The 25,601-nt window shown below is 37.0% G+C and carries 23 protein-coding genes and 3 pseudogenes; 11 read left to right on the top strand and 15 right to left on the bottom strand.

The genetic code is table 11. The features are described 5' to 3' along the window. Positions 1-60: 60 nt before the first annotated feature. From EZY12_08825 to dhaK, 4 genes and pseudogenes are all read right to left on the bottom strand, one after another. Positions 61-252, bottom strand: a pseudogene (locus EZY12_08825) (hypothetical protein). Positions 253-262: 10 nt separating this feature from the next. Beyond that, positions 263-1,645, bottom strand: coding sequence for an AAA family ATPase (locus EZY12_08820; GenBank protein QSX69676.1), 1,383 nt, complete (start codon positions 1,643-1,645; stop codon positions 263-265). A gap of 370 nt (positions 1,646-2,015) precedes the next feature. Next, positions 2,016-2,654: a dihydroxyacetone kinase subunit L gene (gene dhaL, locus EZY12_08815; GenBank protein QSX69675.1), complete on the bottom strand. Its 639-nt coding sequence runs from the start codon at positions 2,652-2,654 to the stop codon at positions 2,016-2,018. A 1-nt stretch (position 2,655) separates the two neighbouring features. Continuing rightward, on the bottom strand, positions 2,656-3,729 hold the full coding sequence (gene dhaK / locus EZY12_08810) for a dihydroxyacetone kinase subunit DhaK (protein ID QSX69674.1): 1,074 nt from the start codon (positions 3,727-3,729) through the stop codon (positions 2,656-2,658). A gap of 853 nt (positions 3,730-4,582) precedes the next feature. On the opposite strand from dhaK, the gene EZY12_08805 reads away from it, so the two are divergent. From EZY12_08805 to EZY12_08780, 6 genes are all read left to right on the top strand, one after another. After that, positions 4,583-4,945: a hypothetical protein gene (locus tag EZY12_08805; protein QSX69673.1), complete on the top strand. Its 363-nt coding sequence runs from the start codon at positions 4,583-4,585 to the stop codon at positions 4,943-4,945. Further along, positions 4,942-5,343: an HNH endonuclease gene (locus EZY12_08800; protein QSX69672.1), complete on the top strand. Its 402-nt coding sequence runs from the start codon at positions 4,942-4,944 to the stop codon at positions 5,341-5,343. The genes EZY12_08805 and EZY12_08800 overlap by 4 nt, the downstream gene beginning before the upstream one ends. A 15-nt stretch (positions 5,344-5,358) precedes the next feature. Continuing rightward, positions 5,359-5,559, top strand: coding sequence for a type II toxin-antitoxin system PrlF family antitoxin (locus tag EZY12_08795; GenBank protein ID QSX69671.1), 201 nt, complete (start codon positions 5,359-5,361; stop codon positions 5,557-5,559). 116 nt (positions 5,560-5,675) lie between these two features. After that, the gene (locus tag EZY12_08790) at positions 5,676-5,921 is read left to right on the top strand and encodes a hypothetical protein (protein ID QSX69670.1); all 246 of its coding nucleotides are present in this window, start codon (positions 5,676-5,678) and stop codon (positions 5,919-5,921) included. Then, entirely contained in the window at positions 5,918-6,679 is a 762-nt protein-coding gene (locus EZY12_08785) for a DUF1828 domain-containing protein (GenBank protein ID QSX69669.1), read from the top strand. The genes EZY12_08790 and EZY12_08785 overlap by 4 nt, the downstream gene beginning before the upstream one ends. 80 nt (positions 6,680-6,759) lie before the next feature. After that, positions 6,760-7,041, top strand: coding sequence for an antibiotic biosynthesis monooxygenase (locus tag EZY12_08780; protein ID QSX69668.1), 282 nt, complete (start codon positions 6,760-6,762; stop codon positions 7,039-7,041). A gap of 330 nt (positions 7,042-7,371) precedes the next feature. Here EZY12_08780 and EZY12_08775 read toward each other — a convergent pair whose 3' ends face one another. Then, the gene (locus EZY12_08775) at positions 7,372-9,489 is read right to left on the bottom strand and encodes a serine/threonine protein kinase (protein ID QSX69667.1); all 2,118 of its coding nucleotides are present in this window, start codon (positions 9,487-9,489) and stop codon (positions 7,372-7,374) included. A gap of 927 nt (positions 9,490-10,416) precedes the next feature. Between EZY12_08775 and EZY12_08770 the strand changes: the two genes are divergently transcribed. The 4 genes and pseudogenes from EZY12_08770 (at position 10,417) to EZY12_08755 (ending at position 13,145) form a co-directional block, all read left to right on the top strand. Next, a complete protein-coding gene (locus EZY12_08770) occupies positions 10,417-10,878 on the top strand; it encodes a helix-turn-helix domain-containing protein (GenBank protein QSX69666.1) in 462 nt (153 codons plus the stop codon). 19 nt (positions 10,879-10,897) lie between these two features. After that, a pseudogene (locus EZY12_08765) lies at positions 10,898-11,446 on the top strand (PIN domain-containing protein). Between the two features lie 51 nt (positions 11,447-11,497). Further along, positions 11,498-12,544 (top strand): zinc-dependent dehydrogenase, encoded by a 1,047-nt coding sequence (locus tag EZY12_08760; protein ID QSX69665.1) that lies wholly within the window; start codon positions 11,498-11,500, stop codon positions 12,542-12,544. Positions 12,545-12,944: 400 nt separating this feature from the next. Next, a complete protein-coding gene (locus EZY12_08755; GenBank protein QSX69664.1) occupies positions 12,945-13,145 on the top strand; it encodes a hypothetical protein in 201 nt (66 codons plus the stop codon). Positions 13,146-13,209: 64 nt separating this feature from the next. Here the strand turns inward: EZY12_08755 and glnA are convergent, their stop codons facing one another. Next, positions 13,210-14,625, bottom strand: coding sequence for a type I glutamate--ammonia ligase (gene glnA, locus EZY12_08750; GenBank protein QSX69663.1), 1,416 nt, complete (start codon positions 14,623-14,625; stop codon positions 13,210-13,212). A 372-nt stretch (positions 14,626-14,997) separates the two neighbouring features. Here glnA and apcB point away from each other — a divergent pair, with 372 nt between their 5' ends. Continuing rightward, positions 14,998-15,507, top strand: a complete 510-nt coding sequence (gene apcB, locus EZY12_08745) for an allophycocyanin subunit beta (protein QSX69662.1) — start codon at positions 14,998-15,000, stop codon at positions 15,505-15,507. A gap of 73 nt (positions 15,508-15,580) precedes the next feature. Here the strand turns inward: apcB and EZY12_08740 are convergent, their stop codons facing one another. The 9 genes and pseudogenes from EZY12_08740 to EZY12_08700 form a co-directional block, all read right to left on the bottom strand. Further along, positions 15,581-16,048: a type II toxin-antitoxin system VapC family toxin gene (locus EZY12_08740; GenBank protein ID QSX69661.1), complete on the bottom strand. Its 468-nt coding sequence runs from the start codon at positions 16,046-16,048 to the stop codon at positions 15,581-15,583. Then, complete coding sequence (locus EZY12_08735) at positions 16,045-16,446, bottom strand: hypothetical protein (protein ID QSX69660.1); 402 nt, start codon at positions 16,444-16,446, stop codon at positions 16,045-16,047. Before EZY12_08735 ends, EZY12_08740 begins: the two co-directional genes overlap by 4 nt. A 165-nt stretch (positions 16,447-16,611) precedes the next feature. Beyond that, positions 16,612-16,938 (bottom strand): XRE family transcriptional regulator, encoded by a 327-nt coding sequence (locus tag EZY12_08730; GenBank protein QSX69659.1) that lies wholly within the window; start codon positions 16,936-16,938, stop codon positions 16,612-16,614. A gap of 41 nt (positions 16,939-16,979) precedes the next feature. Beyond that, positions 16,980-17,093 (bottom strand): annotated as a pseudogene (locus EZY12_08725) (type II toxin-antitoxin system RelE/ParE family toxin). A 308-nt stretch (positions 17,094-17,401) separates the two neighbouring features. Further along, a complete protein-coding gene (locus tag EZY12_08720) occupies positions 17,402-18,496 on the bottom strand; it encodes a glycosyltransferase family 4 protein (protein ID QSX69658.1) in 1,095 nt (364 codons plus the stop codon). 132 nt (positions 18,497-18,628) lie between these two features. After that, positions 18,629-22,498 carry a DUF4214 domain-containing protein gene (locus EZY12_08715; protein ID QSX69657.1) on the bottom strand — a complete coding sequence of 1,290 codons (3,870 nt, stop codon included), beginning with the start codon at positions 22,496-22,498 and terminating at the stop codon, positions 18,629-18,631. Between the two features lie 418 nt (positions 22,499-22,916). After that, positions 22,917-24,086 (bottom strand): glycosyltransferase family 4 protein, encoded by a 1,170-nt coding sequence (locus EZY12_08710; GenBank protein QSX69656.1) that lies wholly within the window; start codon positions 24,084-24,086, stop codon positions 22,917-22,919. A 60-nt stretch (positions 24,087-24,146) separates the two neighbouring features. Further along, positions 24,147-24,521 (bottom strand): GtrA family protein, encoded by a 375-nt coding sequence (locus EZY12_08705; protein ID QSX69655.1) that lies wholly within the window; start codon positions 24,519-24,521, stop codon positions 24,147-24,149. Then, entirely contained in the window at positions 24,511-25,482 is a 972-nt protein-coding gene (locus EZY12_08700) for a glycosyltransferase family 2 protein (protein QSX70588.1), read from the bottom strand. Before EZY12_08700 ends, EZY12_08705 begins: the two co-directional genes overlap by 11 nt. Between the last annotated feature and the right edge of the window lie 119 nt (positions 25,483-25,601).

The following is a 25,601-nucleotide window of genomic DNA, read 5'->3' as shown; positions in this document are numbered from 1 at the left end:
ACTTATGTATTATTTTTGGTTGATGTTGGGTAACATGAGCGTCAACCCAACCTACATATTTTATATTTTTTTGTCAGAATAATTCATTAGTAGGCGATCGCTTTCTACTTTTGCTCCATTTCTTAACCATTCAATAGGTTGTTCTTCATCTACTTTGTCTGGATTTACCCATACAATATCTTTGAGTTCATCAATTTTTACAGATGCTTCACTAAAAAATTTTCTAGCAGTATTATCATCCAATGATATAACATGAGAATTTTTAGCCACCATGTACACCCTGCATTAAACGAGCTTCCGCAGCACTTAAATAACGGTTTTCTAATTGTAGAGATAAATCACCAAAATCTTCTGGCCAATCTCCAAAAGCGCCAGTTTCATCTAAATCAGCACTATTGACATTTGTTATACCATTTTCTTGGCGTGTAAACCAGTGCAGTTTTACTATATCTGGTGATAAATTACCTTCGGCAACTAAAGATTGAATTGCTAGAATTAATTTATCGCTATGAGTTTCTACAACTACTTTAACACCCCTTTTTGCTGCATTAGATAATATTTCTGCCATAGCAATTTGAGCGCGGGGGTGCAGGTGAATTTCTGGTTGTTCAATATATACTAATTGTCCTGGTTCTGCTACTAATAAAGCAACTAAAACAGGTAATGTTTGGGAAACACCAAATCCAACATCGGCAATATTCACCAGATCATCTTTAGCATCAGAGTTGCGTGGTAAACGACCAACTCTAAGCTCAACTTGTGTATCATTAACTTGTCTTGCTTGTACTTTACAAGTTAACCCTAGTATTTCTAATGCAGCACATAATTCTTTGATAGTTTTATTATTTTTACCCTTTTGCCAATAATTGATTACACTAGCAACGTAATTTTCAAATGTACCTGGAAATTCATCACCTATAGCTGTAATTTTATAATTTCGTTCGGGATTTCCCCTTAATCCAGGGACATGGATTATTTGACGGATATAATTACTAAAAACTTCCGAAGGACTGGAATACAAGAAGTTAAATAATGGATTTTGAGAAATAATATTATATTTTTCTTTTGTAGATAATGAAAACTCTAAAAAACACCTATTTCTGTTAACAATCCATGTCATTTTATTTTTTAAAGTTTCTGTATCTTGAATTGCATTATATATTTCTATATATGGCTTTGGTAAAATATTCATTACATCTCCTGGCAACATATCTGGTAAAAGGGAAAACTCTTGTTCATTTCCTTTATATATCATTTCAACAATTTCTATGGCTTCTTTTTTATGTGTTGTAAATACATTACTAATAATTTGATCATTCTCTATACCAATACCAACGGTAAACTTATTATTCGGTTTGATTCCAGATATTTTAGAAAATAATTGTGTTGCTGAAGTAAACTTAACATTGGGTCCATTAAGTAATAATGCACCAGGATCATAAGTTGCTTCTAGAGTTTGTTTCATCAACAATAAAGGTTGCATAATGCTTGACTTTCCTGAACTATTAGCACCTGCAAGAATTGTTAAGGGGCGTACTTCAATACTGCATTCATCATAAAGTGACTTATAACCACTGACAGAAATTTTTGTAATCCCTTTGGCATTTTTATTTTGCTTGCTATTATTAGAATCAGATTGATTCATAATTTGACTCTCTCTAATTTCAGTTTATATTATTATATAATAAGAGAACTCCACAAAAAAAATGAACTGCTTGCAGCAGCGCTTCGCTATCCAATGGTATCTGGTCCCTCCTTGTATTATTAGGGGACTTTTCGGCCCGCACTACAATAAATTTTGGGATATTTTTTAAATTGGAAGTCTCTAAGATGTACCTCATAAGAGTGGAAACCGCTGTATTGTTGGTTGATGTTGGGTAACATGAGCGTCAACCCAACCTACCGACCATTGCACAGGAAGTAAAAAATTTGACAATTATATGGTTAAGTTATACATTAGAATAACAAATATTAATACTGGAGTAATAAAAACATGGGCATTAATTCCCAGACGGTTAACCTCCAGAACCTTCTACCACCTGTAATAAACTCCGCAACATCCAGTAAGCACAAGTACCTCCCGGATCTTGATGTCCAATACTGCGATCGCCTAAATAACTCGCTCTCCCCTTTTTTGCTAACATGGGTATAGTCTCTTTTAATCCCTGTTCTGCCGCTATGATAGCTATTCGCAAAGCCGATGCAGTGCTTGAGCTATTCCTGATTGCTTGTTCAAAAGCGATAACGGCAGGAGATAGTACATCTACCATTGTTTTGTCTCCTAACTGTGCTTTACCACGCTCAGTTACACCTTCTAAACCAGATTTTAGTAATTTCAACATATCCTCTTCTGTTAATTCTTCTTTACCATCGGTTGCAACACTAGCTCTTAAAAACCAAGTTCCATACAAAGCACCACTTGCACCACCAATACTGGAAATCAAAGTGATGCTCACAGTCTTGAAAATGCTGCTAATATCTTGATCCGCAAAACTCGGTAAAATATTGGTAATTTTTTTAAAGCCACGATCCATATTAATACCGTGATCAGCATCACCTATGGCTGCATCTAACTCTGTCAAGGTATCTTTATCACGCTCAATCACATCAGCAAACACTTGTAACCATTCAATAATTTGCACCTGATTAACCATTTTAAATTCCCCAGCGTAAACTTGGCGTTTTGACTGGTGCATCCCAAAGACGGATCATCTCATCATCTAATTTCAGCAGTGTGATAGAGCAACCTTGCATATCTAATGATGTCATGTAGGGTCCAATTAGATTCCGCACGATTTCCAGTCCTTCCAATTCACAAATTTCTGCGAGTTTGCGATAGACGAGATAGAGTTCCGCAATGGAAGTCCCACCCATACTGTTAACATAAGCTAAAAGGCGATCGCCTTTTTCAAATGGTTTATTGAACAGTTCTAAATCTACCCATTTGCCCATCTTGTCATCCCACTCCCTGACTATCCGACAATAATTTGGATCATTAATAATAGAATTTGCTAAAATATCTGTAATTTCATCACCCGATTTCATGGGTACTTTTTCTTTTCCCTGCTCTCCATGAATACCAATTCCTAATTCTATTTCATCGTCACCCAATGTAAAAGTAGGTATTCCTCTTTCCGGGACTGTACAAGAACTCAAAGCTACACCCATACTTCTACCACTGAGATTCACCTTTCTACACAAATCTGCTAATTGGTGTAAATTATATCCTTGTTCTGCGGCTGCGCCAGAGATTTTTTCTGCTAACACTGTTGTACCTACACCCCGTCGTCCTTGGGTATAAAGACGATCTTTGATAGCGATATCATCATCAATTAAAATATTGACAGCGCGGATACCTTGACTATGAGCTAATTCTATAGCTATTTCAAAGTTCATCACATCGCCGCTGTAATTTTTCACCAGATAAAGAATACCAGCACCACGATTTACCTGTTTTGCGGCTGCTAACATTTGGTCAGGAGTGGGTGAGGTGAAAATTCCTCCAGGACAAGCAGCATCTAGCATTCCTTGACCGACAAAGCCGCTGTGCATGGGTTCATGACCACTACCACCACCGGAGATCATGGCTACCTTTCCCTGTGGGGGTACATCGGCTCTATAGACAAAACTAGGCTCATAGTTAATTCTAATTAAATCCCTATGAGCTAACATCATGCCTTCGAGACTTTCACGGACAAAGTTTTCTGGACGATTAATCAGCTTTTTCATGGTCTAAGTCTACCGAAAAAGTTGCCAAAACAACTATACCGTAGGGCAGAATTCAAACACAAAGCCTTATATATTATTTTGACACTCTCACCGTCTAAAGACGCGCTCGATTCTTTAATCAATGAGCCAACTTACAATTGCTGGATTACTCCAACAAAAACAGAGGTCGATTCTCCTAAAGCGTTAATGACCGTATCCCTACCGTACTCGTTTTTTGCATTTCATTTTTCACCAAATTTAGCTTTCCTAAACAGCAATACCGTTAGGTATGACTACGCACTCAACCAAATAAGTTAAGTTTTTACGTCGTTTAGTTATACTTAAATTCTAGAATTGTTTACATTGTATCACATCTACTGTTATCAAGTCAATGAGTTAGGCTAAATATTTTCGCCCGTGTCGCTTATATCTCAGCACGCTTTGTGACTGAGCTTTACGCTTACCGGGTAATACTGTAAGTTTGTAGGTTGGGTTAAATGAAATGCAACCCAACTTATGTATTATCATAAGATCTCACGGTAAGTGGGAAACTCAGTGGCTTGGCTCCCTGAGAGGGAAGCGACACGAGGGATTTTAATCCCTGTGGTATGCTAGAATGAAATCGTGAGTAAGAATAACGCAGTCGTTGCTAACATCACCCCGAAAGGGAGGCACATCGCGTGCAACACATTATGCGTACAGAGTTGAGAAATTTGAATCGGTAATTGTCCCGTTGAAAGTACATCACAAAAGTACCCCAAATTTCTTAACTCCAAGGCGGTAATGAAAAAAGATTCAAAGCCTTTATTACCGCCCGTGTCGTTTCCCTCTCACCGGCTAAAGCCGCTGAGTTTCCCACTTACCGGGTATTCTTATGACTACAGTTGCTATTGTACCTACATCAAATGCCAATGGAGAAAAGTCTTATCGCGCCATTGCTGGAGATAAACAGTCTATTGGCAAAACTGCCGGTCAAGCTTTAGATGCTTTGACAACACAGTTGGGTGAATTTGAATTTCGGGCATTATTAATTATTGATAACTTTCATGCCGATCAATTTTTTACTAACGAGCAAAAACAACGTTTATCTGACTTAATGAGTATGTGGAGAATAGCACGAGATCAAGGACAAACACTTCCCCCAGAAATACAAATTGAATTAGATAATCTTGTTAATGCTGAACTCAATGCTGCTACAGCCAGAACTGCATCTTTAGCACAACAATTGAGTCAATGAATCCATTTTATCATCTGGTAGCAGATCGCGCTTTTCATCGCTGTGAATATTGTCATGCACCGGAATTAGTATTTAATTTTCCCTTTGAAGTTGAACATATTATTCCTACTTCTCGTGGAGGTGCTAATGTTGAAAGTAATTTAGCCCTTGCTTGTCGTTCTTGTAATCTGCGAAAAGGATCTCGTATTAGTGAAATAGATCTCGAATCTAATACAGAAGTTCGTCTTTTTAATCCTAGAGAAGACCAATGGGAAAAGCATTTTCAAGTTAATTCTGAACCTGGTTTAATTATAGGTATAACGCCTATTGGAAGAGTAACTGTAAAGTGTTTAGAGCTAAATAGTCAATCTCAAGTGATAGCGAGACAATTATGGATTCGTTTGGGATTATTTCCATAAAATGGACAATTAGAAATGAAAAAAATATTTCCCCTAACTATGGAAAAGCATTCTTTTGTAAAGGCGTTCTTAGATTTTCTTGCTAGAGATATCAAGAAAAATCCTAGCACTACTGAACCAATTACAGAATATATGTATCGTCGTGTTTCTGTGCTTACTGAAGGAATGGAAGTTGATCTTGATGAAGAGTTATCAGAGGATTTCATATTTGAATAAATGTTAATGGGTGGATAGATTCATCCTGTCTTTAGTGAAAAATATAAAAAATTGATGATTATTGCTTCTATGTATGAGATTTTTATTTATTATGCAAAAACCGAATTTGTTAATTAATGTTAAGTCAAGAAAAATTTGAAAACCTTATATTAGATCCTAATAAATTTGTTGAGGGTGACATTATATGGGATAAAAATAAAAGAAACCCTCCTGCTTTTGAATTTCGCGTTAAAATCGTATCAGATGATATTACTGCTTTAGCCAATGATCCAATAGGAGTCTGGGAGCAGTTTTGTTTGGAATCCAAAATAACACATAATGGGATCATGCACAGACCACAAGTATTAGCATTAGATTTATGACACTCAATATTTGTGAAAAAATTAATCAAACTATTGGAGGGCTATTTGCTTGCTCACCTGTAAATGAATTTGTGCAAATATCTACTCCTTTTATTCTTCCTGATGGTAGTGTAATAGATTTATTTTTAAAAGAGAAAGAAGAATCCTATGTATTAACTGACTTAGGTGAAACCTTTGGTTGGCTTTATTTACAAACTGCTGCTTATAGCTTATCAAAAAACCAAGAAATAATTATTAAAGATATAGTTATTACTCATGGAATTGAACAATTTAATGGGATGCTAATTACTCGTTTAAAAAAAGATGATAATTTAGCTGATGCAGTTTTTCGTTTATCTCAAGCAATAATTAGAGTTGCTGATACTAATACGAAACTCAAAGTACCAACTTTTGAGCCTATCACTGAAGAAGTAATAGAGTTTTTAAATAAGAAGAAATTAAATGTTGAAAGAAACAAAAAATTTACAGGAATGTCTGGAACTGCTAGGACTGTAGATTTTTGTGTCTATCGTCCTAGTGGAAATATTTTAATTAATACACTTAGTACACCTCTTCGTCGAACGGCGAGAATGAGAGTAGATAAAGTTTTTACCACTTGGTCTGAGATTAGTGATTTAAAGGAAAGTAACTATAACTTTATTTCATTAATTGATGATAGTACAGATTTGTGGAATGAAAATAATATCACTTTGTTAAATCGTGTATCTAATGTACTGAAGTGGTCTAATAGAGATGATCTTCAAAAGTTTCTTGAATAAAAATAAAAATCCCCCAGTCGGCTTCGTCCAACTTTTGCTATTAGACTAAAAATTAATTTCCATACCAACTAAACAAAATCATGAAATATGTATTGATTATCCATGAAGTTGAAGATTATGAAGCATGGAAGAAGGTTTTTGATAATGCTACCGATATCCGCAAGCAAGCTGGAGAAATAGCATATCAGGTTTTAAAATACGAAAATAATCCCAATCAAATAGTGCATTTTTCATCCTGGACATCCATAGAAGATGCAAAACGTTTTTTTGAATCTCCCAAACTTGTGAGAATTAGACAAGAAGCTGGCGTAAAGTCTCCTGATTTCATATATTTAGATCAACTAGAATCGGGGACATTATAAAGTTATACTCAAAACGGCTAGAAGCTGGACTTTTTTATCATACAAAGAACCAAGTTCAAAGCCTCTCCCCGTTGCGGCTACAGTGTACACACAAGTCTTCTAGAGTTGCCCCACAACGTTTAGATCCCCCCAACCCCCCTTAAAAAGGGGGGCTAAATTCTTCAAAGTCCCCCTTTTTAAGGGGGATTTAGGGGGATCGGATAACGTTTAGCATCCTGTCTAGAGATGTGTGTACACCGTAGCCCCGTTGCGGGGAGAGGTTTACAAGAGGGGTTTCATATTTGGTTAAACTATGAACCGTTTGCAGTATATAATCCGTAATCTCATAAACTACCGAAATTTAGTTTTATCAAGTACCAAACCTCGACGGGGAGAATTTTTATCATTCTTGACTGAAACCTGCCAAATTTTAATTAAATTATCTTCACCACCACTAACTAGAAACTTCCCGTCAGCACTAAAAGCAAGGGAGGTAACAGCATTAGTATGTCCCGTCAATGTCAGCATTTCCTCTCCTGTAGCCACATTCCAGAGTTTAATGGTGTGATAGTTTTGTTCTCCAGAAATATTTCGTCCAGCACTAGCTAAAATTTTACCATCTGTACTAAACGCAATGGTATTAACGCTATTATCTTCTACCATGAGAGTCCGAATTTCTCTTCGAGTTTGTAGATTCCATAATTTAATAGTGCGGTCGCGGCTGGAACTTGCTAAAATTTTACCATCAGGACTAAAAGCCACAGCTATAACTGTTTGTGAACTGGTAGCTAAATTTTGAATTGGTTCTGCTTGATTAATATTCCATAATTTAATCGTTTTATCAAAACTACCACTTGCTAAAGTAACACCATCAGAACTAATATCTACAGAACGCACCCAATATTTATGACCTATTAAAGTGCGAATTAGCTTACCTGTGATTAAATTCCAAACTTTGATAGTTTGATCATCACTACCACTAACTAAGGTTTTACCATCAGCACTAATAGCTAAACTATGAACCGCATCAGTATGACTATTTAAAGTGTGAATTAATTGATTTGTTTGTAAATTCCAAACTTTAATAGTTTTATCATCACTACCACTAACTAAAATTTTCCCATCAGCAGTGATAGCTACTGTATTTACATTTTGGGAATGTCCCTGAAGACTGGTAATTTCTTTACCTGTAATTACATCCCATAATTTAATATTATGACATTGAATATTCTTACTTTCTGGACAATCACCACCACTGATAATTAATTTACTATTTGGACTCATGACCACAGATAAAATTTTACTTTTATGTCCAGAAAAAGTATTGACTAAAGACAAATTTTTTTCTGATATTGCAGATATTGGTGTACTATTGCGAGGTTGACTCCAACTAAAAGAGAAATCAGGTTTTAACTTGCGAAATTCTCGATAACCAGATTCCGCTAATGCGACAAAGACAATTATTCCCAATAGAAAAGTTAAATTTCTTACCCAAATATATTTTGATGAATGTATTTGAGAATTATTGACAGGTGATTTTATAATTTTATGACCTGCTGCTGGCAGAATATGAGTATGTTTTTTCATCAAATCTCTAATTACTTCATCAGCAGATTGATAGCGTTTCTGTAGTTCTTTTTGTAGTAGCTTATCTATGATTTCTGTTAATTCTAAACTCAGCGGAAAGCGTAAATAATGCTGCCAATTTTCTATCCAACTATAGCCATATTCCATCCATAATTGAAAAGGAGAAATTCCTGTTAATAAATGAAAACAAGTAGCACCTAAACTAAATAAATCACTGGAGGGATATGCTTTTCCATCTCTAATTTGTTCAATGGGAGAATAACCATGTGAACCGATAGAAGTACCATTTTTTCGCTGTACTTGTGCAGTCAACTGTTTGGAAGAACCAAAATCAATAATTATTAATCTCCCATCAGATTTACGACGAATAATATTTTCTGGCTTAATATCACGATGAATTACCCCATGTTGATGCACAAATTTTATAATTGGTAATAAATCTAATAAAATAGCTTGAATATCCCAATCTTTATAAATTTTCCGAGACTGTAATTCATTGAATAAATTTTGACCATCAATAAATTGTTGTACTAAATATAAACAATTTTCTTGTTGAAAATAAGCTATTAATGTGGGAATTTGAGGATGTTCTCCTAATTCCTGGAGTCGCTTTGCTTCTTCTGAGAATAGCTGAATTGCTTTTTTTTGTGACCAAGTACCTTGGAATTTTGGTGCTAGTTGTTTAATTACACATAATTCATTTAATTTATCAATATCTTCTGATATATAAGTTCTGCCAAATCCTCCTTCATCAGAAAGAACACGGATCACACGAAACCGATTTCTTAAAAGTGTCACTAAAGGAGTTTGACAAGTTTGACAAACTTTATGATTATTGGGATTTTGTGGATTTGAACAATCGGGATTTAGACAGCAGATCATAATTTATATGGTGCATCTGCATGATAAAATATATAGATAAACCTAGATTTGACTACGGCAATTAGTAATTATATTTAACCTGGAAATTCACAAATATGGAAGATGTATTATTGCCAATTATTTTGATGATATCTCATTTTAAATAGAAAATAACGGCATTTTGCCATTATTATGGTGATGTATATTTTAGTGGAAAATGGCAGTTATATTTTAGGTGAAAATAATTATTTATTTGCCTATATTCTCCCATACAAATCATTTGTTAAACTGTATTTTTGTTTACAGATATGTCAAGTTGTGGTGAGAATTTACAAGATTTTATCTAGCTTCTCAATAAAAATGTCCAAAAAATAAACTTGCCCAATATCTATTGCTTTGTCACAACGTTTCATAAAGTATATTTTATTTGATTTCTGTTGCGGATATTGCGTTTAGAGGATATAAAATATATGATATGGATATCAAAAACACATTCATTGTCAGTAACTCAACCCTAAAGGGATTGAGCTTGTAAGAGAAATCAAACAAGCTGTACTGACCAGACCACCCACAAGCGTAGTCGAAGGGTAGCCGTTATTTGAGTCACGACACCTCGGAATGCGAAGCTAGTTCCCCGCTCTGTCGCTGTAAGTTAAACAGTTCTAAAGTCACTGGAACAGTGCTTTCAGCCTAACAAGCTCTTATAACGCAGTCGTTGCTAACATCACCCCAGAAATGGGAGGCTCTATTGAGCAAAACATTATGCGTACAGGGTTGTGAAATTTGAAATGGTAATTGTCCCATTGAAAGTGCAATACAAAAGCACACCGAATCGAACAACTCCAAGGCGGTAATGGTTAAGCAAAGACTGACTGCCTTTATTACCGCTCGTGCCGTTTCCCTCTCAGCACGCTTTGTGACTGAGTTTCCCACATCCCGCGAAGTTTTATGAAGACTATCATTGAGCAAAACCCTCCTTTAGAGTCAGTTATGGCTCAAGAACCGGAAAAATCATCTATCAAGCATCTTGAAAGCATACTCCAGCTTGAAGGCTCTCAACCAAAATTAGTAGGAGTAGACGGTCAAGAAATTCCCATTCCCGAATCGGTTTATCAGGTATTATATCAGACTGTTCATGCACTAGCATTAGGTAAGGTAATATCTGTAGTTATTCAGGATAAAGAACTAACAACACAAAAAGCCGCAGACATTCTCAAAGTTTCACGTCCTTACCTGATTAAGTTATTAGATCAAGGTGAAATTCCTTGTATTAAAGTGGGAACACATCGGCGTGTGCGCTTTGATGATTTGATGAAATATAAAGAACAACGTGATATAAACCGGAAAAAATGCCTACAGGAACTTATTGAAGTAACTGAAGAAGCGGGACTGTATGATTATGAGGAATGAGTAAAACACTTAAATTGCGATGCCTAATGTTATCTTAGATGCCTGTGTTTTGTTTCCAATGTATTTACGAGATACCTTACTTTCTACCGCTGAGGCTGATTTGTATATACCCTATTGGTCACAAAAAATCCTAGATGAAGCAATGGGAAACCTGATCAATAAAGGATATATTTCTACTGAGGGAGCTAGAAAGTTAGAGGAAGTTATCAAAATGGCTTTTCCAGAGGCTATGGTTGAAGCACCGAAAGAACTGGAGTCTTTTATGCAAAATCACCCTAAAGATCGTCATGTTCTCGCTGCTGCTGTGGTTGCTAAAGCAGAAATTATCGTTACCCAAAATATTAAAGATTTTCAGAAACAAGATTTAAAGCCTTGGAATATAAAAGCACAGTCACCAGATGATTTTCTCGGTGAACTATTTGAAGAATACCCTCAAACAATGGTTCAAATTTTACTCACACAATCTTAAAAATATAAAAGAACTCCTTTAACTTTGATTCAATTACTAGATAAATTAAATAACCAAATACCAGGATTTGTTGAAAAAATCCATACTTCCATAACCTAAAGTTGACCACAAAATGTTAAATCTAGTAACGTTGAATAGTGGAAAACCAACGTGAAAGCACAAGTATTTAGAGGCGTAAATCAATTATCCTACGAGGAAATCCCAATTCCCACCCTAGAGGCAGATGAAGTGCTGGTACAGGTGCGGGTTGTGGGGTTATGTCAGTCAGATATTAAAAAGATTCGTTATCCTTTGTATGAACCGCCACGCATATTTGGACATGAAACCGCTGGAACTATTGCCGCTGTTGGTTCACAGGTGCAAGGCTGGACAGTAGGACAACGGGTAGCGGTGATGCACCATATACCATGTATGCGTTGCGCTTACTGCTTGAATGATAATTTTTCCATGTGCGATGTTTATAAAAATATCTCCACTACCGCAGGTTTTAACGCCAGTGGTGGCGGTTTTGCGGAATATGTGAAAGTTCCAGGCCACATTGTAGAGAATGGTGGCTTAATTCCCATCCCTGATGATATCAGTTTTGAAGAAGCGAGTTTTGTTGAACCTACTAATTGCTGTTTAAAAGCAGTGAAAAAAGCTCAAATCGCACCAGGACAAACTGCATTAGTTACAGGTGCAGGTCCCATTGGGTTAATGTTTATGATGTTGGTGAAGTATTTCGGTGCAAAAGCGATCGCTACTGACCTTTTACCATCTAGAATTGAAAAAGCCCTGGAAGTAGGAGCAGAAGCAGCTTTTGACGCTCGTGATCCTGATTTAGTTGCCAAAATTCAAGCTTTAACTGGGGGAATGGGTGTAGATGTGACTTTGTTAGCTGTTCCCAGTGATAAGGCATTTTTTCAAGCTTTAGACTGCACTCGCAAAGGTGGAAAAATTCTCTTCTTTGCAGAGTTCCCAGACGAGTTGACTATTCCCATTAACCCCAATACTCTCTACCGTCGGGAAATAGACTTAATGGGTAGTTATAGCTCATCCTACCGTCTGCAAAGTCTATCTGCGGACATAGTATTTAATCGCCGCATTGATGTTAAAGCCTTGATTAGCGATCGCTATCCTCTAGAAAATTTACCACAAGCCGTAGACCAAGCGATCGCCCCCACAGCCCAAACCTACAAAATTTTAATTTATCCATAAAACAACTTGGCATTTAGGGATTAATCCTGTAAATCCTGATTCAGACAACTACAAGATTTACCACAAGCTGTAGACCAAGCGATTCCTACGGAGCGCTTCGCTATCGCCCCCACAGCCCAAACCTACAAAATTTTAATCTACCCGTAAATCAACTTGGTATTTAGGGATTAATCCTGTTAATCCTTAAATCCTGTTAATCCTGATTCAGACAATTATTCTTTCCTCCTAACTCCTAACTCCTGACTCGGTGACTCCTGACTCGGTGACTCCTCTTTATAAAGTTTTATGTCAATTTTTTCATTTTGTAGTTTACGCTACAGAATTTTCTGTTAGTCTAGGAGTTGAGAAGAGAATCAACTATCTATCAGTAAATAAATAAACTAAAAAAGAGGCGAATATTATGACTATTCAAGAAAAAGCTCGTCAACTCATGGTGCGTCAACATCAGCAAGCTAAAAACCGTCAACAATCCATGTCGATGCGGTCTGCACAAGAACTGGGTTTGCATGAAGAAATATCTCACTACTGGAATCCCATTCAAGGAAAAATGGACCCCGCGACTCAAACTCTTTATGGACGTAGCCAAGCGTCTATGAGTTGAATTGATAAAAAAAGCCACCTAAACAGGTGGCTAAAAAATTCACTACTTTTACTACTAGTTGCAATTAGCAATCGTAATATAAGAAGAATTCATAAGGATGTGGACGCAATTGCATTTGCTTAACTTCGTTAGCAACCTTGTAATCAATCCAGTTTTGGATAAAGTCTTCAGAGAAAACGCCACTTTCAGTCAAGAAAGCGTGATCATTGTCCAAAGCTTCCAAAGCTAGTTCTAAAGAACCTGGAGTAGAAGGAATCTTTGACAATTCCTCTGGGGAAAGTTCATAGATATTCTTATCCAAGGGTTCACCTGGATGGATTTTGTTTTTGATACCATCAATACCAGCACAAAGCATTGCTGCAAAGGCTAAGTAAGGATTAGAAGTAGCATCTGGACAACGGAATTCTAAACGCTTGGCTTTGGGGTTATCTCCAGAAAGAGGAATCCGCACAGAAGCAGAACGATTACCTTGGGAATAAGCCAAGTTTACAGGTGCTTCATAACCAGGTACGAGGCGTTTGTAAGAGTTTGTAGTGGGGTTGGTAATTGCCAACAATGCTGGAGCGTGTTTGAGAATACCACCAATGTAGTAAAGACCCATTTCACTCATGCCAGCGTACTTGTCACCTGCAAACAAAGGCTGACCATTTTTCCAAATAGATTGGTGACAGTGCATACCAGAACCGTTATCACCAAAAATTGGTTTTGGCATGAAGGTGACGGTTTTGCCGTATTTTCTAGCAACGTTTTTGATCACATATTTGTAAGTCATCAACCAGTCAGCAGCTTCAATTAACTTACCAAATTTGAAACCAAGTTCGCACTGACCACCTGTGGCAACTTCATGGTGTTGTTTTTCGATAGGTACACCACAATCTTTCATGGTTAGCAGCATTTCTGTCCGCATATCTTGAAAGCTGTCTGTTGGGGGAACTGGGAAGTAACCTTCTTTAACGCGGGTTTTGTAACCCAAGTTAGGTTTTTCTTCTCTACCAGTATTCCAACGACCTTCTACGGAATCTACGTAGTAGTAACCTGAGTTGGCAGTTTGGTCGTAGCGGACATCATCAAAGATGAAGAATTCAGCTTCAGGACCAAAGAAAGCTGTGTCACCAAGTCCGGTGGAAGCTAGATAATCTACTGCTTTTTGGGCAATAACGCGGGGGCAACGGTTGTACCATTGGCCTGTGCGAGGTTCTTTAATACTACAAATGATACTTAGAGTTGGCTCTTTCATGAATGGGTCGATCCAAGCGGTGTTAGGATCAAGTACCATTGTCATGTCAGATTCTTCGATACCTTTCCAACCCCGAATACTAGAACCGTCGAAAGGTACACCGTCAGAGAATGAAGTTTCATCAATCTGGTCTTGGTACATGGTCAAATGTTGCCAAGTTCCCAGTGTATCAATGAATTTCAGATCAATCATCTGAATTTTTTCGTCTTGAATCTTCTTCAAGATTTCTTTTGGGGTTGTCATTTTTACTTTACTCCTGATGTAGCTAATTACCTAATATAAACCCAGAGTCTGCCCAAGCATCCTCACCTTGTTACGCTAACCCAAGTTGTCATACACTAACTGGAATATTGTAAATAGTTAACTTGACATGATTTTGTCATGTTTGTTACAGATTGTCTGGATTATGGTTTATGTTAACCTTTCTTTCTTAATCTGTACAAAACCAGAAAATTCATAATCATGGGTCAACTTTGGCATAAAATCCTTAGATAGCAGATGGATAGTTTTTGTGCCGGTTCTCTTTTATGTGAATTGGCACGGAATTGTATTGGTGCATAATTGCAGCCAAATTAATATCAAATCATAGATAGCCAATGATTGGGAGAAAAAAGAATGCGTGATGCTGTTACAACTTTAATTAAGAATTATGACGTAACCGGACGTTATTTTGATCGGAATGCCATTGATAGTCTCAAATCATACTTTGATAGTGGAACAGCTAGAGTCCAAGCCGCAGCCGCAATTAATTCCAATGCAGCCGCAATTGTGAGACAAGCTGGGGCAAAGTTATTTGAAGAACTACCAGAATTGATTCGTCCGGGTGGTAATGCTTATACAACCCGTCGGTTTGCCGCTTGTTTGCGCGATATGGATTATTATCTTCGCTATGCTACCTACGCGCTAGTGGCTGGTAATATGAATGTTCTTGATGAGCGTGTATTACAAGGACTACGGGAAACTTACAATTCTTTGGGTGTACCCATTGGTTCGACTGTGCAAGGTATCCAAATTATGAAGGGTATTGTTAAGGAACAGGTAGCGGCCGCTGGTGTGGCTAATACTGCTTTTGTGGATGAGCCTTTTGACTATATCACTCGTGAATTGAGTGAGCAGGATGTTTAGGATTTTATCAATAGACATCTGAGGACAAAGTAGAGGCGTTCCCCGGAACGTCTTTACAAGATTACTAATGGTTTTAAAATTGAATATCCATCCAGTTTTTTGCCTCAGCAAAGCGACTTAAATGTTTGACATTTGTAGTTGCTATCACAATATAGCGACCAGGAAACTCTTCTTTAAGTTTTTGCCAATGACTACAGATAATAATATCAATATCCAAACTTTTATTATCTGCTGTTGGTATTCCTTGACTACGAGCAGAAGCCCAAAGTGTAGATGCTTCTTTTAATAATTCCGAAGTTATTGGTAGAAAAGAAATAATTTCTTGAAGTTCATCTAAATTCTGAATACTACATGATTTAGGTTTATTTTGAGAGATTAAGATTAAACTTCTTCTAATTTCGTAATCACATAATTGAGAAGAACAAATATACACTCCACGAGCAAGTAAAGCATAAAGCCATTCTTCACAATCTTTAGCTGCATTAATTTTATAGGGATTTGTGAGCAGTCCTAGCACACCTGAATCAATAAATACTATCATAATTCTGAATATAATTTTTGTCCTAGTGGTCTTTGTGAATCAACTGTTTTTTTAAATTCTTCAAAAAACTCTTGTTGCTGTAATGATTCTTCATCGGACATATTTTTATGTTCTGCAATACGTTCTGCTAAAATTGCCATTGCCTTTTGATTTTTTTGAAGTTGTTCTTGTTGATTCCATGTTGATTTATGGGTGTTAACTGGGGTATTTTGATCTAGTTTTGATTGCAAAAATATTTTCAGATTTTGAGCATCTGATGATTCTAAGTTGATAGGATGAGGATATCCTTCTAAAATTAGTTGATAATCACTATCAATGTTATTGTTGTTGGGAATTAGGGCAATAAATCGGGTGATGTTGAGGATTTTACCGCTAGGAAGTTCTATGGAGGTGTTCATGGTATTCTCCTTTGTTTTACTAATCATTAAATAGTTCTTTAATTTTATCATACGATATTTTAAAAATTCAAATCAAAACAGCCTGTTACTTTACCAGGGTTTTTTGAGTCATTGCTATGTTTTTTTGATGAGTTATCTAAAAATAATAACTTTTAACTTTTGATTCTATAGCGATATTACTGTCTCATGAGATTGATTTTCTCCATGTTTATGACGAAGATGTAGGATGAGTTCTATATCAAGTCGCTTGAGAAAAATGAGGAGTTTTCCCTCGCTGAACCGTTGAAACTCTCCTTTCATAAGATGGCATACTTCTGGTTGGGGAATGCCAAGAATTTGACCAATTTCACGTTGTTTCAGGTTACGTTTTTTCAGAAGTCGGAGTACCTGAATCCCGATTTTACCCCGTGTAAATAGTTCTTCTGCATCTTCTAAACCAAGATCAGCAAATACGTTACCACTGCTTTCTTCAAAAATGGGTTCTTGTGTCATGGTTATTGTTCTCTCGCTTGTGCATCTTTATAGCGTTGTTTAAACGGCTTTGCTGTCAAAGGTGTTTCTCCAGCTTGCACCAATTGTAATGCGTAACCTACTGCTTTTTTGACTTCTTCAGGAAATTCACGGATGTTTTTGCACGAGTCTCCCATCCAAACAAGAGGACGTAAGAGGATGTTTGAAAAGTTTTCCAGGTATAAATTAACCCCTCTCCAAACCTCTCCCCGAAGCGGGGAGAGGCTTTGAAACCCCCCTTCCCAGCCTTCGGCACGCTGCGCTAACGTAGGGAAGGGGGCAGGGGGGTTAGGTTTTTGGAGATTATCGGTTTCATCTAATACTTTTCAAACAACCTCTAAGGACACTTCTAAAGTATCATCACTATCTGTCATTATATATGAAATTTCCTATAAAAACTACTTAGACAATAGCACAAAATGTTGTTACCTAAATTCAGATATACTCAAAGATATTGTTTTAAAACTTCAACTGTAGCCAGTCCGGTTTTTTCCCAACTAAATTGATTTGCTCTTTTTAGACCTTTTTCTGAAAGTTGTTTTCTGGTTTCTGAATCATTAATAATTGTTGTCATCGCTGCGGTGATTTCCCCTGGATTATAGGGATTAATTAAAATAGCAGCATCTCCTGCAACTTCTGGAAGGGAGGAAATATTGGAAGTAATAACGGGAGTACCACAAGCCATTGCTTCTAAAACTGGTAAACCAAATCCTTCCCACAAACTAGGAAAAACTAGCGCGATCGCTTGATTAATAATCATTGGTAATTCGTCATAAGAGACATAGTTAAGGAATTTAACTAGATGACTTATTCCTAATTCTTGAGTTTGGATTTCTAATAATGGGGAGTAACGTTTATCGTAGGGTCCCGCTAACCATAGTTCATAATCATTTCTGTGAGGTAGTGCGGAAAAAGCGGTAATTAGTCTTTGCAGGTTTTTGTAAGGGTCTTGACGACCAACATATAGGAAGTAATTGCGGGTGGGGAGGTTGAGGAATTGGAAATGTGAGCTATCTCCTGCTAAGAGAATTGGCGTTATTTTATGACTAGGAATCTGGTAAAATTGGATAATATCATTGGCTGTTGATTCTGATATACAAATAATATGTTCTGCTTGTTTAAAAACTTCAGGAGTATAGTATTTATGGTATGTGGTTAATGGTGAGAAGCGGTTAGGAAACCGCAAGGGTATCATATCAAAGGCTGTGACAATAAAACGACAGTTGGTATATAAAGGTGCTTCGGGAATAGGGGAAAATAAAAGTTGAGATTTGAGGTTTTGATAGATTTTTGGTATTTGGAATTGTGTCCAAACTAAGCGGCGTAAATGTCCTTTTGTCCCGTCCGCAGGAGTCAGATTATTTGGAACTGGGTAGCAGTTAAAATCAGGATATTCTTTTGCTGTTAATAGTGTAGGATTAAGAGATTTTAAATAAGGGAAAAGATTTTTGGCATAGTTGCTTATACCAGTTGGTTTAGAGAATATAACAGATAAATTGATGATTAATTGATTAGACAATGAATTATTAACGATGTTCATTTTTCTGAGCCTCTGCGTCTCTACAGCAAAATAAAAAAGGGCATAAAATTATTATGCCCCTACAGAAAATTATGAAAAAGATATGTTTTCCATGATAGTGGTCATTGTATCCGACCACCCCACAGCTTGCAACTAGAAGATGAAGTCTACATTAGTAGGAGTAGTAGCATTAGTAGCAACCAAATTAAAGCTACCAGTGAGCTTAACTAATAAATCGTCATTAGTGTTAGCGGTTGCACCAGTACCAAAGATATAAGTATTACCGCCTAGAACAAATGCACCAAACTTGTCTTGTCCTATTACGACTGTAGCAGCATCCAAGAGAACCGCATTTAAGGTGAGTTGTCCTGAATTATTTACAGCTGCTTGTACATCTTTCTGAGCAGTGTATTGTGCAGCAGTGTACAGACCTGTGAGTTGGATTTTATCTTGTCCTTGCGTGAAGTCAGTAATCGTATCAAAAGTTACGTTTCCTGTCAATGTCAATCTATTAGATTGATTGGGATCTGTATAAACAAAGATGTCATTACCAGCACCACCTGTTAAGGTGTCACCACCAGCACCACCATCTAGGATGTCATTACCAGCACCACCATCTAGGCTGTCATTACCAGTGCCACCTGTTAAGGTGTTATCCAGCGCAGTACCAGTAGCAGTTAAAGCACCTGTTAAGCCATTTGCATCAATGTTAAAGACAGAGTTATTTGGGAGCGTTGGAGCGGCGATTTCGATATCTCTGTTACCTGTGATTGTTAAGTTTAAATTACTACCAGCCGCTAGTTGAGTTACCTTATTTACCCCAACAGGATCACTAGTCCCTTTGTCAGAGTTTAAAGTCAAATTTGTAACGCCTTTCAAGGTCAAGTCAGCACTTTGCTTCGCTCCCTTAAGAGTGAAAGTGCTATTGTTTTGGCTCAAGGTAAATTTATTACCTGTAGCTGCACCGCTGACAGTGACTTGTTGTGCATTGAAAGCATACTCTTTGACAGTAGTAATTTTACTAGCATCCACGATAACATTCCAGTTTGGAGCTGTAAAGTCTAATAGGTCAATGCCTTTAATGGCGTTGATAGCTTTAAGCTTATCATCTTTAGTTGCATCAATGTCAGCAGCACTGGTCAGACGCAATGTATCTGTGCCTGTACCACCATCAACTATGTCCTTGTTCTTGTCATTGTTATTGAAGGTAGCAAATGCAAGGACAATAGTATCATCACCATCACCACCGTTAAGGGTGTTATCACCAATACCACCTATTAATGTGTCATTGAGTGCAGTACCAGTAGCCTCTAAATTGGCTGTAAATGCGGACGCGTCTAGAGTCAGACCTGTGACAGCGTTTACAGGAAGTGTAGGAGTAGCAATTTTCAGGTCTTTGTCGCCAGTGACATTGATTGTTAATGCAGCAGTACCAATTAATCCAATATAATCAGTGGTTAAGTTGGTGATCTCATTTTTCTCGGTTCCAGTGTCACTACCCTTGCTAGAGTCTAATTTCAGAGTTTGAACTAGGGCTTTTCCTTTTAATGCCAGATCAACAGTTTGACCTTTTCCGGTCAGGTTCAAATTAGCGTTGTTATTCAAGGTAAATTTATTACCTGTAGCTGCACCGCTAAGAATGACCTTATCTGCATTGAAAGCATACTCTTTGACAGTAGTAATTTTACTAGCATCCACAGTAACTTCCATTGGAGTATCAAAGCCTAATAGGTCAATGCCTTTAATGCCGTTGATAGCTTTAAGCGCATCAACTGTAGTTGCATTAATTTCAGCAGCACTGGTCAGACGCAATGTATCTGTGCCTGTACCACCATCAATTATGTCCTTATCATTGAATTTAGCAAATGCCAGGATAATAGTATCGTCACCTGCGCCACCGTTAAGGGTGTTATCACTAATACCGCCTGTTAATTTGTCATTGAGTGCAGTACCAGTAGCTTCTAATTTGGCTGTAAATGCGGACGCGTCTAGAGTCAGACCTGTGACAGCGTTGCCAGGAAGTGTAGGAGCGGCAATCTTTAGGTCTTTGTCACCTGTGACATTAACTATTAATGCAGGACTCTTTTGACCAGCTACTCCAGAAAAATCAGTGGTTAGCTTGGTGATCTCATTTTTCTCAGTTCCAGTGTCAGCACCTTTACTAGAATTTAGTTCTAGGGTTTGAACTTTTCCTTTTAAAGTCAGGTCAGCAGTTTGACCTTTTCCTGTCAGCTTTAAGGTGTTGACTCCAGTATTGTTTAAGGTAAATTTATTACCTGTAGCTGCACCGCTGAGATTGACAGTAGAAGCATTGAAATCATACTCTTTAAAAGCAGTAATTTTCCCAGCATCTAGTGTGACGTTGTTTGCGTTAAAGCCTAAGCCTAATAGTTCAAAGTTCTTAGCAGCGTTGATAGCCTTAACCTTATCATCTGCACTGGCATCAATATCAAAATCTGTCAGTCGTAATGTATCCTTGCCAGCACCACCGTCAACTATGTTTTTATCATCAAAGCTATTGAACGAAAATCCAACCGTATCATCACCAGTACCGCCAGTGAAATTAACCTTACCATCACTGATAAAGGACAATTTCACACCACCAGTGTTTGTTGAGGCATTAACAGTTGTTACTGCATCAGGGTTTAAAGGATTTAATTTTAAATCTATGCTTGTAGAATTATCATCGTTTCCAGATAATCCAGCCTTTCCAGTAATATTCAGCGTTCTTGCATTGACATTAGCGGACAAAGTTGGAATATTTAGCAACGTAATCCTGTTAACCCCATCTGCAAACTCACTTTCCAGGTCAAGATTGAGCGTGGTTACTTTAGGACCCAAAATTGTGAAGTTATTCAGTTGAGAATCATTCAGGGCAACACTCGCATCTGTTCCATTACCAAAGTCCCCAGTGATACTACGATTGGTAACGTTGTCAATACCAAAATTGATATCCCGTAGTCCGGCAACAGTTGTATCAAATGTTGGGTTAAATTTGAGGGTTACTTGCTTCAGACCTGAGCCAGCAACAGGGCTGAAGTCAATATCGCTTTTAGCATTGATTAACTCTACGTTTTCAACGTTGAGGAGAGTGGGTAGTATACCCTTGGCGTAATAGAATTTAAAGGTATCAACACCAGCACCAGCATTTATGGTGTCACCAGCTTGGACAGTTTCGAAGAAGTCACTGCCATTATCGCCTATGAACAAGTCTTGGCCACTTGTACCGATAAGATTGTCAGTTTCCTTGGTCAGAGCAAACTGTGTTTGGAAATTGTTAGTAATACCCTGAGCAACGTTTACCTTGTTGTTCAAAAGCTGTCTATCAGCACTACCAGCAGCAGACAGTATTTCCACAGCTACTGCGGCTCTTGGTGAACTATTCAGTCTCCCAACCCAGTAATCCTTACCTTCTTGGTCTGTTTGCCGACCGAAGGCATTACTGTAGAGTAAATCAATAAATTGACTATTGACTAAACCCGCATATTTCTGCTGCGCTTCTTGTGAACTAACAACAGCTTTGGCAATATCGGCAACGGAGACACCGTTATTTAATTGGGAAACCCAATAGTTCCGACCACTTACTTCTGCGGCTCGTCCCAGTAAGCTAACATAAAGCTCTTGAACAGCTAACTGATGGGTGGTATTTTTAGCGATATCAACCTTACTATTTAAAACCTGCTTATCAGCAGAACCAGCAGATGCGATTATATCGACAATCACTTGGGCTTTGGCGGCTGAGTTTGGAGTTGTACCTAACTTCCCAGTCCAGTAGGTCTTACCGGCACTGTCTGGTACTCGACCAAAGGCATTACTGTAGATATAGTCAATTAAATCACCATTGCTTAGACCGCCAATCAGTGTTTGCGCTGCTGCTGAATTAACAAGGTCTGTGGCGACTTTTGTGACAGCTACACCGTTGTCCAATTGGGCGTTTAAATCAGCTAAACTTTTAGTATCTGCTGGCTGATTAAAGAGGGTAGCAAAAAGGCTCTGGATGGAATTAATACTCGCTACTGACATTGTTTAACTTCACTCCTGGTAGATTTCAAGTACCTAAAAAATCTTTTTGTCATGTGCTGCTTCTGATTGATTAGACCAATAAAAAGCTATTTTCTGTGAGTCTAACGGAATGTCGCAATTTTGTCAAATACGACACTATGCTTTAATTATAAATGTTTAACAATATCAACATCTTCGCTGATTTGCCAAATATAAGTCCCAAAACCCATAAAATCGTTACGGTATCAATAGCGTTTTAGGACTTTGGCGAAGGTATTGTTCAGCAAGCCCTAATTAATCTGTTAGAGTCATCTGTCCAAGCTATCCAGGAGCCTTCATAGACGCAAAAAGGAAGAAAACAACCGCCTAAAATGCGGCAGACATAGCATTCCCATCTCATAAGTTAATTGATAATCGAGATGCTAGATTGTAAGTCCTATTATGAGAACGCTCCACTGCTTCGATAAGCCGTCAATGTCGCTTTTGCTGTTCTTTCCCAAGAAAATAATTTTGCTCGTTCTTTTCCTTTGTTAATTAACTCTTGGCGTAACTGAGAATTACTAATTATTTCGAGAATACTTTCAGCTAGTTGTACGGAGTCTTGGGGTTCGATGAGTATTGCTGCATTTCCTGTAACTTCTGGAAGTGATGAAGTTTTAGCAGTAATAACGGGTGCGCCTAGGGTCATTGCTTCTAGGACAGGTAAACCAAATCCTTCGTAGTGAGAAGGATAAACAAAAACATCAGCTTTTGAGTAAAATAAGGCTACTAATTCATCAGATAAGTAGTCTAGATGATGAATTTCCTGTTTCCAAGGAGATGCTTCAATAGCAGTGAATATTGATTCATAATTCCATCCTTTTCTACCAATTAATATTAATTGCTGTTTGATTTTATATTTTTGTTTCAATAAATTAAATGCGGTAATTATTGTATTAATATTTTTTCTTGGTTCTATAGTGCTAACAAAAAGTATATAGGGGATAGAAAAATCATATTTAACCTGCTTTGCTAACTTATCAGTTTGTTCTTCAGATAAGTAATCTGGGTGGTAACGACTAGCTAGGGGTGTAACGTAGATTTTTTCTGGAGCTACTTGTAAATATTCAATAATATCTTGTTTCGAGCTTTCTGAAATTGTTAATACTAAATCTGTCCACTGCAAGCAGCGTCTAACTTTTTCCGTATATGTTTTGACAACTGAGTCTATATATTGAGGATATTTAATAAATGTTAAATCATAGATATTGATTACTTTTAAACTGTTTTTACAGGGATAAACTGAGTAGTTAGTTCCATGCAATATATCTGGGGCATCAAAGTATTTTTCAAAGTAAGATAACCCAGGTTTAAAGCTTGAAGCTAATAATAAATCTGTTATTCTGACAGGTAAGGGTAATACCTGACGGTGAGTGTAATTTTTCAGGGAATCTGGAAAACTTAAATCACCCCGTAACCATTTTGTTAAACCCGGTTGATAAACTATTCCTAACTGAAAATTTTCATCTCTTTGTAGTTGGTTTAGGGCAGATATTAAATTAGCAACATAAAACCCAATCCCACTAGGTTTAGGGTCAATAGGTGTGGCATCAATAATAATTTTGAGCATGGAAATTAATATATAAAATATCCTCAAACTGACTAAATATTTTTCGGAATGTCAGATTTATCATACTTTGAATGCCCACCGATTATTAAGGATAAAATTACTTATTGGTATAACGATAATTGATATTATTTGACCGAGCATATAATATAAATTCAATACATCAACTACTATGAACATAATGATAATATTTAAAGTAAAGCCAGATAGACAAACTATAATGTAACGAATTAGAACAGTAAAATGTTTAGTCGTAGATTTAAAAGTCCAATTATAGTTAAGATAGTAAGAAATAAAAACTACAACTATAAATGCAAGTGATGAACTTATGATAGGATTAAAAGATAAAATTTCTACCAATAACAATAAAATTAATAAGTGGGTAATAGTGCCAATAGCACCGACAATCCCATAACGAACAAATTTTTTATTTATCATATATGTGTTCCACATCTATTCTGTCTGAGATAATATATCGGGGTCTACCTTTAACTTCTTCATATATTTTAGCTATATACAAGCCAATTATACCCAAGCTAATCATCAATAAACTGCCAGTAATTAAAATTAGAATTATCACAGTAGTGAATCCATCAACTGCTCCACCTGTAAATTTTAATAACAAAGCTTGTATCCCTAATATGAGGGCAAAAATTAGAAACATACATCCAGAAATACTGATCAAATGCAGCGGCCAAGATGAGAATGCTGTTATTCCGGTAATAGCGAGCTTCACTAATTTAAAAGTAGACCAACCAGATTTGCCACCAATGCGAGGTGGAACTTCAAAGGGAATTGTCACACGCTTGAACCCTAACCAAGCAGTCATACCACGAAAGAAAAGATTTCGTTCTCCCATCTGAAGCCAAGCATTAACTACTTTACGGTCAAGGAGCTTATAGTCTGATTGCCCTTTTAGGTTGTAGCCTGATAAATAGTTGGAAATTTCATAAAATAACTTAGCACCTATTTTTCCAATAAAGGATTCTTGACCACGAGACATTTTGATGGCTTCTACTATATCTACATCTGAGTCCCACCAAATATTAACCATGGTTGAAATCAATTCAGGAGGATGTTGTAAGTCTCCATCCATGACAACCAAGATATCACCTCTAGCTATTTCTAAGCCAGCACAGAGAGCGTATTCTTTACCAAAGTTCCGGCTTAAACGTACTGCTTTAATTACAGAAGGGTAATGTTTAGCTAATGTTTGAACAACATCCCAAGTATGATCTGGCGAACCGTCATCTACGATCACGAACTCATAGGGAATTTGTATAGACTCTACTACTTGATTAATCGTTTTGAATGATTGAGCAAAGTGAGATGATTCTGCATATATGGGAATAACAATAGAGCATAATAAATTAGAAGTTTTAGACTTTGCTTTAATCATTACGGTAACTTTCACTACGATAAAGGGAAAAATGTTGATAATTAAGATTTATGTATTAATAGAACCAAGTAAGTGGGCGGAGGAAAATCAAAATATATTTTGTTTTGTTGAATGGCTAA

The organism is Dolichospermum sp. DET69 (genome assembly GCA_017355425.1).
In the GTDB taxonomy this organism is placed as follows: Bacteria; Cyanobacteriota; Cyanobacteriia; order Cyanobacteriales; family Nostocaceae; genus Dolichospermum.
This window is presented reverse-complemented; position numbering and strand designations above follow the sequence as displayed.

What these genes read in the sequence shown, in the direction of transcription:
- EZY12_08820 (QSX69676.1), bottom strand. Translation starts at nt 1,645, where the DNA reads ATGAATCAATCTGATTCTAATAATAGCAAGCAAAATAAAAATGCCAAA.
- dhaL (QSX69675.1), bottom strand. Translation starts at nt 2,654, where the DNA reads ATGGTTAATCAGGTGCAAATTATTGAATGGTTACAAGTGTTTGCTGAT.
- dhaK (QSX69674.1), bottom strand. Translation starts at nt 3,729, where the DNA reads ATGAAAAAGCTGATTAATCGTCCAGAAAACTTTGTCCGTGAAAGTCTC.
- EZY12_08805 (QSX69673.1), top strand. Translation starts at nt 4,583, where the DNA reads ATGACTACAGTTGCTATTGTACCTACATCAAATGCCAATGGAGAAAAG.
- EZY12_08800 (QSX69672.1), top strand. Translation starts at nt 4,942, where the DNA reads ATGAATCCATTTTATCATCTGGTAGCAGATCGCGCTTTTCATCGCTGT.
- EZY12_08795 (QSX69671.1), top strand. Translation starts at nt 5,359, where the DNA reads ATGAAAAAAATATTTCCCCTAACTATGGAAAAGCATTCTTTTGTAAAG.
- EZY12_08790 (QSX69670.1), top strand. Translation starts at nt 5,676, where the DNA reads ATGTTAAGTCAAGAAAAATTTGAAAACCTTATATTAGATCCTAATAAA.
- EZY12_08785 (QSX69669.1), top strand. Translation starts at nt 5,918, where the DNA reads ATGACACTCAATATTTGTGAAAAAATTAATCAAACTATTGGAGGGCTA.
- EZY12_08780 (QSX69668.1), top strand. Translation starts at nt 6,760, where the DNA reads ATGAAATATGTATTGATTATCCATGAAGTTGAAGATTATGAAGCATGG.
- EZY12_08775 (QSX69667.1), bottom strand. Translation starts at nt 9,489, where the DNA reads ATGATCTGCTGTCTAAATCCCGATTGTTCAAATCCACAAAATCCCAAT.
- EZY12_08770 (QSX69666.1), top strand. Translation starts at nt 10,417, where the DNA reads ATGAAGACTATCATTGAGCAAAACCCTCCTTTAGAGTCAGTTATGGCT.
- EZY12_08755 (QSX69664.1), top strand. Translation starts at nt 12,945, where the DNA reads ATGACTATTCAAGAAAAAGCTCGTCAACTCATGGTGCGTCAACATCAG.
- glnA (QSX69663.1), bottom strand. Translation starts at nt 14,625, where the DNA reads ATGACAACCCCAAAAGAAATCTTGAAGAAGATTCAAGACGAAAAAATT.
- apcB (QSX69662.1), top strand. Translation starts at nt 14,998, where the DNA reads ATGCGTGATGCTGTTACAACTTTAATTAAGAATTATGACGTAACCGGA.
- EZY12_08740 (QSX69661.1), bottom strand. Translation starts at nt 16,048, where the DNA reads ATGATAGTATTTATTGATTCAGGTGTGCTAGGACTGCTCACAAATCCC.
- EZY12_08735 (QSX69660.1), bottom strand. Translation starts at nt 16,446, where the DNA reads ATGAACACCTCCATAGAACTTCCTAGCGGTAAAATCCTCAACATCACC.
- EZY12_08730 (QSX69659.1), bottom strand. Translation starts at nt 16,938, where the DNA reads ATGACACAAGAACCCATTTTTGAAGAAAGCAGTGGTAACGTATTTGCT.
- EZY12_08720 (QSX69658.1), bottom strand. Translation starts at nt 18,496, where the DNA reads ATGAACATCGTTAATAATTCATTGTCTAATCAATTAATCATCAATTTA.
- EZY12_08715 (QSX69657.1), bottom strand. Translation starts at nt 22,498, where the DNA reads ATGTCAGTAGCGAGTATTAATTCCATCCAGAGCCTTTTTGCTACCCTC.
- EZY12_08710 (QSX69656.1), bottom strand. Translation starts at nt 24,086, where the DNA reads ATGCTCAAAATTATTATTGATGCCACACCTATTGACCCTAAACCTAGT.
- EZY12_08705 (QSX69655.1), bottom strand. Translation starts at nt 24,521, where the DNA reads ATGATAAATAAAAAATTTGTTCGTTATGGGATTGTCGGTGCTATTGGC.
- EZY12_08700 (QSX70588.1), bottom strand. Translation starts at nt 25,482, where the DNA reads ATGATTAAAGCAAAGTCTAAAACTTCTAATTTATTATGCTCTATTGTT.